Origin of the sequence: Chryseobacterium sp. MYb264, from assembly GCF_035974275.1 — a bacterium.
In the GTDB taxonomy this organism is placed as follows: Bacteria; Bacteroidota; Bacteroidia; order Flavobacteriales; family Weeksellaceae; genus Chryseobacterium.
In genome coordinates this window covers 5,051,824-5,065,129 of the sequence record NZ_CP142422.1, presented here as the reverse complement: position 1 = coordinate 5,065,129, position 13,306 = coordinate 5,051,824, and the positions used below count along the sequence as shown (strand labels likewise).

The 13,306-nt window shown below is 33.8% G+C and carries 12 protein-coding genes; 4 read left to right on the top strand and 8 right to left on the bottom strand.

Annotation, left to right across the window (positions count from 1 at the left end; all coding sequences use genetic code 11):
* Positions 1–119: 119 nt before the first annotated feature.
* Positions 120–992, top strand: a complete 873-nt coding sequence (locus tag VUJ46_RS22245; RefSeq protein WP_326982841.1) for an alpha/beta hydrolase — start codon at positions 120–122, stop codon at positions 990–992.
* A 585-nt stretch (positions 993–1,577) separates the two neighbouring features.
* Here the strand turns inward: VUJ46_RS22245 and VUJ46_RS22240 are convergent.
* From VUJ46_RS22240 to VUJ46_RS22215, 6 genes are all read right to left on the bottom strand, one after another.
* The gene (locus tag VUJ46_RS22240; RefSeq protein WP_326982840.1) at positions 1,578–2,288 is read right to left on the bottom strand and encodes a DedA family protein; all 711 of its coding nucleotides are present in this window, start codon (positions 2,286–2,288) and stop codon (positions 1,578–1,580) included.
* Between the two features lie 85 nt (positions 2,289–2,373).
* The gene (prfB, locus tag VUJ46_RS22235) at positions 2,374–3,486 is read right to left on the bottom strand and encodes a peptide chain release factor 2 (protein WP_326982839.1); all 1,113 of its coding nucleotides are present in this window, start codon (positions 3,484–3,486) and stop codon (positions 2,374–2,376) included.
* Positions 3,487–3,801: 315 nt separating this feature from the next.
* Positions 3,802–4,620 (bottom strand): T9SS type A sorting domain-containing protein, encoded by an 819-nt coding sequence (locus tag VUJ46_RS22230; protein WP_326982838.1) that lies wholly within the window; start codon positions 4,618–4,620, stop codon positions 3,802–3,804.
* Positions 4,617–4,760 (bottom strand): hypothetical protein, encoded by a 144-nt coding sequence (locus tag VUJ46_RS22225; RefSeq protein WP_326982837.1) that lies wholly within the window; start codon positions 4,758–4,760, stop codon positions 4,617–4,619. Before VUJ46_RS22225 ends, VUJ46_RS22230 begins: the two co-directional genes overlap by 4 nt.
* A 311-nt stretch (positions 4,761–5,071) precedes the next feature.
* Positions 5,072–7,432, bottom strand: coding sequence for a fibronectin type III domain-containing protein (locus tag VUJ46_RS22220; RefSeq protein WP_326982836.1), 2,361 nt, complete (start codon positions 7,430–7,432; stop codon positions 5,072–5,074).
* A 69-nt stretch (positions 7,433–7,501) separates the two neighbouring features.
* Positions 7,502–8,857, bottom strand: coding sequence for an AAA family ATPase (locus tag VUJ46_RS22215; RefSeq protein ID WP_326982835.1), 1,356 nt, complete (start codon positions 8,855–8,857; stop codon positions 7,502–7,504).
* Between the two features lie 172 nt (positions 8,858–9,029).
* Between VUJ46_RS22215 and VUJ46_RS22210 the strand changes: the two genes are divergently transcribed.
* The 3 genes from VUJ46_RS22210 (at position 9,030) to VUJ46_RS22200 (ending at position 11,634) form a co-directional block, all read left to right on the top strand.
* Positions 9,030–9,932, top strand: a complete 903-nt coding sequence (locus VUJ46_RS22210) for an ABC transporter ATP-binding protein (protein WP_326982834.1) — start codon at positions 9,030–9,032, stop codon at positions 9,930–9,932.
* A gap of 2 nt (positions 9,933–9,934) precedes the next feature.
* The gene (locus VUJ46_RS22205; RefSeq protein WP_326982833.1) at positions 9,935–10,780 is read left to right on the top strand and encodes an ABC transporter permease; all 846 of its coding nucleotides are present in this window, start codon (positions 9,935–9,937) and stop codon (positions 10,778–10,780) included.
* 167 nt (positions 10,781–10,947) lie between these two features.
* On the top strand, positions 10,948–11,634 hold the full coding sequence (locus VUJ46_RS22200; protein WP_326982832.1) for a hypothetical protein: 687 nt from the start codon (positions 10,948–10,950) through the stop codon (positions 11,632–11,634).
* Between the two features lie 94 nt (positions 11,635–11,728).
* On the opposite strand, the gene msrB is transcribed toward VUJ46_RS22200, so the two are convergent.
* Together msrB and VUJ46_RS22190 are read right to left on the bottom strand one after the other, a co-directional pair.
* Complete coding sequence (gene msrB / locus VUJ46_RS22195; protein ID WP_326982831.1) at positions 11,729–12,832, bottom strand: peptide-methionine (R)-S-oxide reductase MsrB; 1,104 nt, start codon at positions 12,830–12,832, stop codon at positions 11,729–11,731.
* A 13-nt stretch (positions 12,833–12,845) separates the two neighbouring features.
* Complete coding sequence (locus VUJ46_RS22190) at positions 12,846–13,304, bottom strand: DUF417 family protein (RefSeq protein ID WP_326982830.1); 459 nt, start codon at positions 13,302–13,304, stop codon at positions 12,846–12,848.
* Positions 13,305–13,306 lie beyond the last annotated feature (2 nt).

Here is a 13,306-nt window from a genome sequence, read left to right as displayed (position 1 = left end):
AAATAATTATTTAATTTCTCTTTCAGACTGTTTTATGCATTTTTATTACATAAATAATTCTATTATCCCACAGTAAAGTATCTCTTTCCAAATTCCGTAATTTTCAGTATTTTTAAGGTATGAAAAAGCTGATTATCAAATACCATTTCTTCGTTCTAGGAATAATTGGCTTTTTATTGAATTCATGCAATACCAAATTCAGAGTCTGGGTGGGAACAAATAACGATCAGAAAATCTATAATTTAAAATACGGTGAGCACAAAAGACAAAAGATGGATATTTTTCTTCCGTCGGATTACCCTCAGAATTCTCCTGTTGTTTTAATTGTTCATGGCGGTGCATGGGTATTGGGAAAAAAAGAACATATGATCCAGGTTCAGAAGATGCTTTTTAAGAATAATATTCCAAGCATTAATATGAATTACCGGCTGGTTTCCACCTCTAAAAAAATCACTTATAGAGAACAGCTGGAAGATATTGCTCTCGCCATTTCAAAATTTAATTCCTTAGCTGAAAAGGCCGAATTGGAACCCGATAATTATATTATTCTGGGTGAAAGTGCAGGCGCGCATCTTGCTTTACTGTACGGTTACCGACATCCGGATCAGATAAAAAAAATCATCTCTCTAAGCGGCCCTACCGATTTTTACTCTCAAGAATACCTGCATTCTTTTTATTCAAAATACACGTCTCCAGTTTTTCAAAAAGTGGTGGGTACCAAATTTAACCGAAAAAATATTTCTGAAGAATTTAGAAAAGCAAGTCCGGTTGCCAATATTTCAAACGTTCCTACCCTGCTTTTTCAGGGAAATCAGGATTTTTTGGTCAACCAGCATCAGGGTTTGGCTTTAGATTCTGTACTGACAGCCCAAAATATTCCTCATCAATTAATTTTTATGGATAAGACGGGACATGTTCCCAGATTTTTTAATAAAAAGAAAAGAGATTCTGTTATTTATCCTAATATTTTGGATTGGATTAGAAATAAGTAATTTACCGCCACGAATTCGCGAATATTTTTTTTCCCGAGGATCGCTCCGATTTTCACAGATGCTGCTGTTGATTTTTGCTTCAGCTTTCGAAATTTCTTTTGGTTCTTCTATAAGTAGCACAGCTTGGTGAACCTTCAAACGATTAGTTATAAAAAAACTTGATGAACTTTATGTTCTAAAACTTTCAGAAACTCAATCTGCGTTATCTAAAAAATCTGCCAGACTACATTCTAAAAACCAGAGTTCTATTAAAATAAATAATTTAAAATACTGATTTTAATACCGTTAACACTTACATCAATAGCATGACTTCAGCCCAATGATAAAATCCCAAATCAAATAGGGGTCTTTCGTACAAATTGATTATAAATTTCGGCTAAAGCCTCTAGGAGTTTCATCTCTTTTAGACGTGCTGAAGCCCGTCCCTATTGATCTGGTAGAATATTTTATCGATCGAACTCAGTTTAAAAGATAATTCGACTGCTTCGCGCTCAGCATGACATCGCTAAAATTGAAGCGCAACCTATTACCTAAAAAAATAACCTGCTCCGAAAAGCAGGTTACTGTATAGTTTATAAATTAATGTTATTTATTTTCTTCTTCATCAAAATTATGATTTTCATATTTTGAGAAATCCTGTTTTTTTCCGAATAGGAATTTAAGAATCACCGGCAAGGTAGTCACCAAAACGATAACGATGATGATCAATTCGAGTTTTTTCTTAAGATCGATTCCGAATTGCTCCATGAATAACTTATCCAGATAATGCCCTGCGAAAATCAATAGGAACGACCATAAGATGGCACCGATAATATTGTCTCTAAGGAATGCCTTTTTATCCATCTTTACAATTCCGGCAACAATCGGGGTAAATGTTCTTACCACAGGTAAAAATCTCGCCATAATAATGGCCAATGCCCCGTTTTTCTCAAAAAAATCATGTGCCTGATATAGATATTTCTTCTTAAAAAGCATGGTATCCTGCTTCTTATATAATGCAGAACCCGTTTTTCTTCCGAAATAGTACCCTACTTCATTCCCGATAATAGCAGCAAGAGCGACAGCAGAAGCCAGAATAAATGTATCTAAAAAGTCACTTCCTGTAGATCCGAAAGTTTCTTTGATGATATCAACAGCATAAATTCCTGAAACAAAAAGCAGTGAGTCTCCCGGTAAAAAAAATCCTACGAAGAGGCCTGTCTCAGCGAAAATAATAAATAGAATAAGCCAAAACCCACCTAATTTTATATAAAACTCTGGATTTAGTAAATCTTTCCAGCTATTGAAATCTTCCATACAATTTGATATGGGACAAAAATAGGATTAATAAATGTCAAAACGAAATTAATTCTAACAATTTAACGAAATTTAAACATGATTTTTACAGGTCTAAATCATCGTCCGAAACTGCCGTTCCGTCCGCCATTAGAAACGCTTTCAGGAAAGGTGTAAGATTTCCGTTCATTACCGAATCCACGTCCGAAGTTTCATGCCCCGATCGTACATCTTTTACCAATTTGTAAGGATGCATCACGTAGTTTCGGATCTGACTTCCCCACTCGATCTTCATTTTATTGGCTTCGATCTCGTTACGGGCTTTTAAACGCTCTTCCAGCTCCATTTCATATAATCTTGAACGAAGCAACTGCATCGCTTTTTCCTTATTCTGAAGCTGTGAACGGGATTCTGAGTTTTCAATGATAATTCCTGTTGGTGCGTGACGAAGACGAACAGCCGTTTCCACCTTGTTCACATTCTGCCCCCCTGCTCCTGAAGACCTCATTGTTTCAAATGAAATATCGGCAGGATTGATATTAATTTCAATGGTATCATCTACCAACGGATAGACATAGACGGATACGAAGCTTGTATGACGCTTCGCATTGGAATCGAAAGGAGAAATTCTTACCAATCGGTGAACCCCATTTTCACCTCTCAGATAACCGAAAGCAAATTCACCCTCTATTTCAAGCGTTACGGTCTTTACTCCGGCAACATCACCTTCCTGGAAATTCAGCTCACGAATTTTATACCCCTGCTTTTCAGCCCACATGGTATACATTCTCATCAGCATAGATGCCCAGTCGCAACTTTCGGTTCCGCCTGCTCCTGCAGTAATTTGAAGTACCGCAGAAAGTTCGTCACCTTCATTGGAAAGCATATTTTTAAACTCAAGGTCTTCTATTTTCTCAACCAATTCAGGAAAAGTTTCATCCAATTCTTTTTCAGAATCCGGATCTTCTTTAGCAAAATCCACCAACACCTGCAGATCCTCAAACTGAGTATTGATTTCATCATACGCCTCCACCCATTTTTTCTTGGAACGAAGCAGTTTTAAAAATGCCTCAGCCGTTTTAGGGTTATCCCAAAACTCAGGTGCTGCCGTTTTCTCATCGTCATTGGCAATTTCTATTTTCTTTTTTTCAATCTGAAGGTATTTATACAGATCTTCAATTCTTGATTGAATTTCTTTTATCTGGTCGTTGTTGATCACGAATATTTAATTTTCAGCAAAAATACGGATAAAATTATGAGTGAGGAATAGTTGATTTTAGAGGAATCTCATCAGGGACATGCAATCAATTCATTTTACATTAAATGTTTTTTAAAGAAATATTGTCGCTTTAAATAAATTTTGAAAGAATAATACTTAAAAGTGCACTTCAGGAGAGAAATTTTGTATCTCGATTCAAGGATTCTCTATACATTTTTCTTCATTTTTCTTCGAAAAACACTCGAACTGACGGAAATAAAAAAGCCAGCTCTTGAAGCCGGCTTGAGGATTATAACAATCAAGTTTAGAATTGTTTTATTTTTTAACAACCTTTTGAGAAGAAACTGTTCCGTTTTTGTTTTTAAGAACAAGAATATAATTTCCTTTGTCTAAATCGGAAAGATCTAGTTTGGAAGTTGGCTGTAAATTATTTTTAATTACTTTTCCTGAAAAATCTAAAATATCAATAGATGTAACCTCTGAAATATCAGCAAAATTCAATTGCTCAGAAAACGGATTTGGATAAATTGATTTATTTTTAGACTGCTTTACATCTGAAACAGAAAGCTGTGCAGCCTGTGCCGAAATACCAAAAATATTAATAACCGTAGCTGCCGTAGACGTTTTTCTGAAAGTAACAGATGTTATCTGCTTCCCTTGATTTGCTGTATCAATTGCCAGGGCAATCTGATAAATTCTTGGATTTGTTCCGCCGGCTGCGTCTAAAGCATTGGTTCCACGATGAATTCTGCCAATTCCCTGAATCGCAAAATTGGTTCCTCCGTACCAATCCTGAAAGTTTGTATTGGCAAAAACCTGAGTCGTTCCATCCTGGAAATTCACAGTAATTTCACCAGTAGACGCCCCGCTTCCGCTTACAGCAAGCACATAAAGATTGGTTGCAGCGAGAGGCGATGCTAAAGTTAAAGTTCCTGTATCATTCGCATTAGGAAGCCTGAGTGAATTGTCCGTAGAATACGAAGCCAATTGAAACGTTAAACCACTTGTGGCTGCCACGGCAGTCGTAATAATTCCGTCAATCGGTAAACCATAGGTTAAATCCGCATCTGAAGAATTTACTTTAAAATCGCGTGACAAATAGGCAAAATTATCTGTATCCTTATCAAGGCTCATTGTCGTGGAGCTGGAAGCCCCCCTAAGCCATTGGCAATGACATCTGCATTAAACCCCGAAACCGTTAATGTCTGATACGTTTGCGCATTTACCTGAGCTAACGTCAGAATAATCCCTAAAGAGAAGAGTTTTCTTTTCATAAATTGAATATGTTAATGTTGATTAGTTTTTGAATAATTGACATTCTTACTTTCATGATAAAAATCATTAAAATTTAATTATAATATAAATTTTACAACCAAAATTAAAAATATCGTTACGAATTTATTAAAAACACTACTAAAAAACAAATATCAAGCTAATTTTTCTCACTTATAAGAAATATTTACAAAAAAGATGAACTACTTGCTAGTCCATCTTTTATGATAAGTTGTATGATTAATTACAGTAATTACTATTTAAAACTACTTAACGGATTTTTTAATTTATGATAAGCCGAAAAGTTGTTTAATTATTTTTTTACAGTTTTGAATGTCTTGGTTGAACCATCTTTATATTTTAGAGATATAAAATAAATTCCTGAGTTTAATGTATCCAGATGAATTTCTTTAGTTACCGATAAAATTTTTATTAATCTTCCTGAAACATCTTTTATTTCAATTGATTTAACATCAGTAATATTAGATATAAATAGGTTATTATCAAATGGGTTAGGAAATACACTAATATCATTTTTCCTATCAATATCATTCACAGCCAATACACCATTATCTATGATACTAATATTATCCAATATAAGGCGGTTATCACTTGAATTATTTTTTATAGCATTAAAACCAAAATAATAAATCCCTGTGGTCGATACACTGAATAAATGCTCTGCAGAATTACTAAGTGCGGGAAGATTATTTGGATAATCATTAATAATATTTGTCATAGAAGCAGAATTTGGAAGATTTCCAAATGCAACTTTTAGTCGAAGATTAGTATATGATGAAGAGTAGCTTGCCCCATATAAGTAAGCCATTTTGTATTGTCTTCCTGATTCTAAGTATATACCTTTAGTAAAAAACCAAGAATTTAAATTAAAATTAGAACTTCCAGCAAAAACTTTTGATGGCCATTCTACCTTATTAATATAATTAACTTCCGCTTGTTCATACCCTACTTGTGGCAAAATATACTCCATAGACGTACAATTCGGAAGTTCACCAATAAAACTATTTTCAAAATTTTCTAAATAAGGAGTTGCAACATATGGTGAACAAGCAGTCGAAAAAGGCACTCTTTTCCAATCACTAAATTCCGTAGATGAACATCTGCTTCTCACCCAAACAAAATATTTTTCACCTGGCTCTAAAGCATTTAAATCTTGAGATAAATTTGTTACTCCTTGGTAATTTGGAACTATAGAATTTGAAGGGTAAGCATTATCAGTACTATAATATACATCATATCCAAGAGAAGGAATGATAGAGGGTGCAACCCATTCTATAGTAGCAGAAGTCGACGTTATTGAACTTACTGATAGATTTTCAACTGTTCTACAATTTGTAGCTACATTTAAGCTAATGTCATCAAGAAAAAGTACATCTGAAAAACCGGTTGTAGAGCCATCTGACGATTTTGAGCCATAAAATCCTAAATAATATACTGCTGATTGAGTAGGCGTAAAGTACAAAATTTCCTGTCCCGAATCTGCATTATAGGGAACAGTTTCTTGCTTAAGGATATTTGTCATTGCAGACCAATTTTGAGATAAGCCATAAGCAATTTTTAATCTCATTTTAGAGTTTATTCTATTTGTAGGGCGATTATATTTTAATATATAGGTAACTCCTGCGTGTAAATTTAATGCTTTAGTAAAAAACCAACGTCCATAATCACCTATGCCAATTGCATTACCAGAGCCATAATTTTGGGATTTAATAGCAGATACCCACCAAGCTCCACCTGCTAAATTTTCTCGTAAGTGACAGGCTGGCATATCTCCGGGTATTATAGAATTGAAGTTCTCAAAATATGGTAAATCCCATGATCCGCAAAGAGTTCTAAAAGCAGTACCACTAACTAATACCCATTGATTTACCTGTGAACTACAATTTGATCTAATCCAAACATAATAATAAGTTGCTTGTTGTAAAGAATTAAGAATAACAGATGTACCTTGTACTCCTATTAATAAAGGAACCGTTGCAGATGTTGGAGACGTAGATGATGTAGAATAGTATATATCAAATCCATTGGAAGGGATAGATGTAGAACTCCAATTTATTTTTGCTGAATTAGTCTGAATATTACTCACAGAAGTATTAGTAGGATCAACACAAGATAGAGTTTGACTTAAAACAACATCGTCAATAATCAATTTCCAATCTCCTGCATTCTCATTCCTAGCTGTTATTCTAAATTTTAAATTAGAATTTAATGAAGATGTATTAGCAGGGATTGTACCTGTAAAATTTGTGCATGTATTAATAGGGCTGGTTAAGTTAATTGTTGAGCCTACTAAATAATATGTAGAACCATTATCAAAAGAATATTCAACCTTAACATTCCCTGTAACTATTGAATTAGAGGGATTTGTAGCTTCTGCCTTATATTTAAATGAAATATTTATAATTTGTCCGTTAGAATTATTAGAATTAAACTCTACAGATGATGCAGATGTCGGAAGGGAAACCCCATAAACATTCCCACTAATTGCTCCTGTACCTGTACAGGCTATTCCTGCAGAATTCAATTGCTCAAATCTAGAATAAACCCACCCGTTAGGTACAGAATTATTTTCAAAACCTTCATTTACTGCAATCTGAGAAAAAACAGTAATATTGAGAAATGTAATTAATAAGATTAATAATTTTTGTTTCATAGAAATTAATTTTTCACAAAATTACTTTTTAATTTCTAAAACCTTATCAAAATTCATTTTATATTTTTATTACTCGATATTATTATCTTCTCCATTATGTTGAAAACCAATACTTCGCTGAGGTTCTTCAACAATTCGGTAACTGTCCAGTTCCTTTTTAAGTGCCTGAATTCTATATTGAAATTCATCAAAATTATTTACAATGGCATCACTTAAAAATCTGGCAATCTGATCCAGATATTCTTCTGTAAGCTTTCCGGCTGCATCTCTTAGGGCTTTGCTTAAAATCTGCTGATCAATAATTAAATTTTCATTTCTTGTTTTTTGATAGAGATTTTTAATTCTCTTTTTCAGGCTCTGCGTAAAATCAATCACCATGGTATTGCTGAAAACCTTCATTTGTGAAGATATTTCGCTCCAGAAAGGAATTTTATCCGCTTTATTATTTTTCAGAATCTTAAATAGCAAAGAATCTTTCTCCAAATTTTTAGTCATTGCATATAGAATGATCTCCGAGCGCTCTGCTGCATTCGGTGGAAATACCGGAATCATCACATCAAATCTTCCGGGAGCCAAAATCTCTTCATCAATTTCTGAAACTGAATTCGCAGAACCCACCATCAGCAAGTCTTCTTTTTCAAATTTACTGATATAATGAAGAATAATTTCCTGCGTTTCAAGATTACACGAAGCGACATTATTTTCCGCTTTTCTTTCCATCATCACTTCATCAAAATCATCAAGGAAAAGCAAAACTTTGTCGTCCTGCATCATGGTCACCAGAAAATCATTGAAATTGGTTTTATTTCCATCCACAAAAGAAGTTCCGAGGTAATGTTTTTTCACTTCTTTAAATTGATACCCAATAATCTCCGCAATTTTATTTGCCCAAAAGATTTTGCCGCTTCCCGGAGGTCCGTACAAAATAATTCCAGCTGGTTTGTGAATGCCCCAATCTTTAATCTGCTGAGGATTTAGAAACGGTTCTAAAACGCTTGAAATATAGAAAAATAAATCTCTGTAACCAATGAAATCACGATGTTTCAAACTGGTTTTATGTCCGAAATAATCATAGACAAATTGGTAGTTTCCGCCTAATTTATTATCAATTCCATAACTTGAAATCGATGAACGGAAATAGCCGTTATCAAAGATATTGGGTTGGGTTTCCTTAATAGCTTCTTCAACTTTTTCTTTAGGTTTATTAATGGTTTCCGCGATTTGCTCCAGCGTTTTATTCTTATCAAGATCTTTTTCGTAAAGTCTTAAAAAGTCGATATTTTCGCGCGCAAATTTTTCGAAATCCTGTTTTACTTCGAAATTGGTACTGATGCATTCTACCAGTTCAATATCGAAATCCTGTATAAATTGTTTAATTGCTTCTGCCGAAACATTTAATTCTTTTGCTAAATCAATTAACTTCATAAACGACCGATTAATTCTATCAAATATACTGTTTTTCTAAAGAGGAATATTTTGAATTTCACGTTATTTAAAATCCCAATATCTTCCTTGGCTCTTCTTACTTTTTATATTTTACTTTTCCCTTGTAACATTTTATAAATTATATAGACTACTACTATGTAAAACAAATTACATGGAAAAAATATTATCAGTAAAGAATCTGACCAAAAAATTCAAGAGAGTTGTTGTCAACAATATTTCTTTTGATGTAGAAAAGGGAAATGTCTACGGACTTTTGGGCCCGAACGGAAGCGGAAAATCTACCACTTTCGGAATGCTCCTTTCAACGATTAACCCGACAAGCGGTGATTGGTACTGGTTTGGGAAAAAGGGAACGGATTCTGACACACTGAAAAAAATCGGAGCTATTATCGAGCAACCTAATTTCTATCCTTATTTAAGTGCCGAAACCAACCTTAAAATTGTTGCTGAAATAAAGGGAACTCCTTACCAAAGAATCGACGAAGTTTTAACAACAGTTGGGCTTATAGAAAGAAAAAAAGATACCTTCAAAACTTTTTCTTTAGGAATGAAACAACGTTTGGCGATTGCTTCTGCCCTGTTGAATAATCCTGAAGTTCTTATTTTGGACGAACCAACCAATGGTCTTGATCCTGAAGGGATTATACAAATTCGAGATATCATTAATGATATTGCCAAAAAGGGGATTACCATAATTATCGCCAGCCATTTACTGGATGAAATTGAAAAGATATGCAGCCACGTAATTGTGTTAAAAGAAGGAAATTCTATCTATTGCGGAAGAGTGGACGAAATGACTTCAAACAATGGTTATTTTGAGTTAAAAGCAGATAATAATACTGCCCTTTTAAACGCTTTGTCAGACTTGCAATGGTTTACGGCCATCAATCAGGAGGGTGAAATGATCAAAGCACAAATTCGTGACGATGCTTCGATTTCAGCTTCAGCATTAAATCAGAAACTGGCAGAAAAAGGCATTTATTTATCGCATTTAACGAAGAAAAAACTGTCTTTAGAATCTCAATTCCTTGAACTTGTAAAAAACACAAACTAATCATGATAAAACTATTAAAACTAGAATATTATAAAAATCTGAATTACAAACCATTCAAGATTTTCACAATCCTGTATTTCCTCATTTTAATTGCCTTGCTTTTCGTTGGATTGGTTGATTTTGATCTTTTCGGAGGAACCGTTAATCTGAAAGAAGAAGGAATTTATAATTTCCCACAAATCTGGAATTTCACGACATGGATTGTTGCCTTGCTTAAAATTTTCCTGGGATTGATTATTGTTTTCTCTATTTCACAGGAGTTTAGCAACCGAATGTTTAAACAGAATACTATCGACGGATTAAGCAGAAAAGAATTTATCACCTCAAAGCTTTTAACCATAGGGGTTTTCACGACCATTTCCACGTTAATTGTATTTGTGATCACCATGTTTCTAGGATATCAGTATTCCAACACCACAGAGTCGGCAAAAGTAACGGAAGAGCTGTTTTTCATCGGAAACTATTTTGTAAAACTGTTTACTTTCTTTTGCTTCTTAATGTTTTTATCTATTTTACTGAGAAAATCGGTCTTTGTATTCCTAGGATTTTTTGTTTTCTGGATTTTGGAGAGCATACTGTCTGCGGTAGAAGTCTTCTCAAAAGTTAGCGGAACGCAAAGTGTAGAAAGAAACGAAATTCTTCAAAATGATTTTTTCTTCAGTCATATTTTACCTTTAGAAAGTATGTCGAGCTTAATTCCCAATCCTATTATGCGACTGAAAGCAGCACAATTGTTGGGCGCAAAGTATGAATTCCACTACCCTACAGAAAGTTTAATCGCCTGTTTAGTTTGGTGTGGAATCTTTATTTTTGCTTCTTACTGGATCTTGAAAAAAAGAGATTGGTAGCATTAATTGAAAGATTAAAAAATTTAACACATTTAAATAGTAAGTGATTCATTTTGAATCACTTTTTTATTGACTATAAACAACTAAATTTTTAAATTTATTGGGTAAAATTATAATTTACAGGATATTTTTAATTCAAAGGATAGGTTATTCATTACTTTTATCCAATGATTTCTCTTAAAAAAATATATTATGTTCCCGGATTAATAAGTGCTTTATTGATTCCTTTTCTGTTTTGGTATTATGTACATCCACCTATTGACCAAACAATTTATAATGTTATTGATTTGGGACTTCCTGCAAGATTAGAAAAAGATAAAAGTAATATAAACTCGACTTTAGAACCATTCAGGAGTTGGAAATATGAACAAATAAAAGTTCAACCTAATACAGCAAAAGAAAACTCGGCAGTATATGTTTCAAAGATAAAGCAGTTCCAGAAAGGAAATAAAAAAATCTCCGGTATTGAATTTATTCTAGATGAAAATAATACCTATGGAGATTTTGTTTCTTTATTAAATGATATGCACATTGCCAAACAAGATACTTACGGTGTTGACATTGGAAAAACTGGACATATTTTTGCCATTATAAATTATCCAAATCAGAATTCTCCTCAAGAAAAAGTTGAATGCCTTTTATGTTATGATGTCATTTATACTGAAGTAGAACCAACTTTCATGGGTAGAATTTCAGATTTCATTAATAAAAAATATACCGAAACATTTTTTGAAAATATTTCTAAACTTCCTCCAGGAGCATATTATATCATTTTTGGATTTTTATTGCTTTTAAACATTTCAATGTTGAGCATAAAAGAAAAACTTCAGTTGCAGAAATTTCATCATTCATAAACAGCTTTTACACTTCATTTAGAATGATATCAAAACCTTAGAAAACGAAAAAGACTGCCTTTCGGCAGCCCTTCAATCACTTTCACTTAACACTTTATTTCTTGGCTAAAAGAGAAATATATTCTCCGTACCCTTTCTGTTCCATTTCAGCTTTTGGGATAAATTTCAATGATGCGGAATTGATACAATAACGAAGTCCGCCTTTGTCTTCAGGTCCGTCGTTGAAAACGTGTCCCAAATGGGCATCTCCTGTTTTACTTCTTACCTCCACTCTTGTCATTCCGGCAGATCGATCTAGTTTTTCTTCAATCAATTTCTTTGTGATTGGTTTTGAAAAACTTGGCCATCCACAACCTGATTCAAACTTATCGGTTGAAATAAATAAAGGTTCTCCTGTAGTAATATCCACATAAATTCCTTCTCTTGTTTCGTCCCAATATTCATTTTGAAACGCTCTTTCTGTACCATTTTCCTGAGTTACTCGGTATTGCTCAGAAGTCAATTCTTTTTTTAACGCTGTTTTATCCTGTTTTTGATATTTCATTTCTTTATTTTGCTTTTTAGGAAGCGGATTAGCATTTTTTGCCATTTCAAATAATCCTGGTTCGATGTGGCAATAGCCTCCCGGATTTTTATCCAGATAATCCTGATGATAATCTTCCGCTTTATAGAAATTTTTCAACGGAATGGTTTCTACTAAAACCGGTTTGTTATAATTTTTTGCCAGTTTCTGAACTTCCTCTTTTATAATAGCTTCTGTTGCTTTATCGGTTGAATAAATTCCTGTTCTATATTGATCTCCTCTGTCATTTCCCTGTTTGTTTAAACTTGTTGGGTCAATTGTTTTAAAATAAAGATCGACCAGAAGTTTTAAATCCACTTGCTCAGGGTCGTATTTCACTTTTACTGTTTCCGCGAAACCTGTGGTATGGCTGATTACCTCTTCATAAGTCGGATTGGTTTTATTTCCGTTGGCATACCCTACTTCCGTTCCTACCACGCCACGAATTTGTTGAAAAAAGTGCTCTGTTCCCCAAAAACATCCACCTGCAAAATAAACTTCTTTTACATTTTTAGTATCCATAATGGTCTCATTTTCTTTTTTACTATCTGTAGATTTTTGTTTCGCATCTCCGCAACTCGTTGCGAATACTGCTATTCCCAGAAACATTCCGAGTAATATTAATATATTTTTCATTTTTAATTTTTTATTATCTGTATTCATTTTTTCCATTTAAAATCATTAAACCAAATCCCAAAAACATCAGGTCTTTCAAGATGAAAAAATCTGTTACGGGAACTCCATCCACCACTTTCCAAACGCCCGGCGTTGTAAATAAATAACTTAGGGTAACGAGAAAAGTGCCGATCATCCCGATTCCGGTGCACTTCCTGAGAAATGCAAATTTCACACTAAATAGTAATAGCACTGCAATGATAATTTCTATCGCTCCGATAGCATTTGACACTGCCTGAACGCTTGTAAATTTATATACGAAAAAAGTGAGAAAATGGTTTTCGATAAGAGGTTTTATTCCTTGCGCCTCCGTAGGGGTAAATTTGAAAATCCCGATCCAGAGCAAAACAATTACCGTCCCGACAAGTGAGACATAATATCCTAATCTGTACGTCGAAAATTGACTTCTTGTGATTGATGTAGTTCCGTCCATTT

Bases quoted from the DNA above. Each gene is read 5' to 3' on its own strand.
- VUJ46_RS22245 (WP_326982841.1), top strand. From the start codon at position 120: ATGAAAAAGCTGATTATCAAATACCATTTCTTCGTTCTAGGAATAATT.
- VUJ46_RS22240 (WP_326982840.1), bottom strand. From the start codon at position 2,288: ATGGAAGATTTCAATAGCTGGAAAGATTTACTAAATCCAGAGTTTTAT.
- VUJ46_RS22230 (WP_326982838.1), bottom strand. From the start codon at position 4,620: ATGAGCCTTGATAAGGATACAGATAATTTTGCCTATTTGTCACGCGAT.
- VUJ46_RS22225 (WP_326982837.1), bottom strand. From the start codon at position 4,760: ATGAAAAGAAAACTCTTCTCTTTAGGGATTATTCTGACGTTAGCTCAG.
- VUJ46_RS22220 (WP_326982836.1), bottom strand. From the start codon at position 7,432: ATGAAACAAAAATTATTAATCTTATTAATTACATTTCTCAATATTACT.
- VUJ46_RS22215 (WP_326982835.1), bottom strand. From the start codon at position 8,857: ATGAAGTTAATTGATTTAGCAAAAGAATTAAATGTTTCGGCAGAAGCA.
- VUJ46_RS22210 (WP_326982834.1), top strand. From the start codon at position 9,030: ATGGAAAAAATATTATCAGTAAAGAATCTGACCAAAAAATTCAAGAGA.
- VUJ46_RS22205 (WP_326982833.1), top strand. From the start codon at position 9,935: ATGATAAAACTATTAAAACTAGAATATTATAAAAATCTGAATTACAAA.
- VUJ46_RS22200 (WP_326982832.1), top strand. From the start codon at position 10,948: ATGATTTCTCTTAAAAAAATATATTATGTTCCCGGATTAATAAGTGCT.
- msrB (WP_326982831.1), bottom strand. From the start codon at position 12,832: ATGAAAAATATATTAATATTACTCGGAATGTTTCTGGGAATAGCAGTA.
- VUJ46_RS22190 (WP_326982830.1), bottom strand. From the start codon at position 13,304: ATGGACGGAACTACATCAATCACAAGAAGTCAATTTTCGACGTACAGA.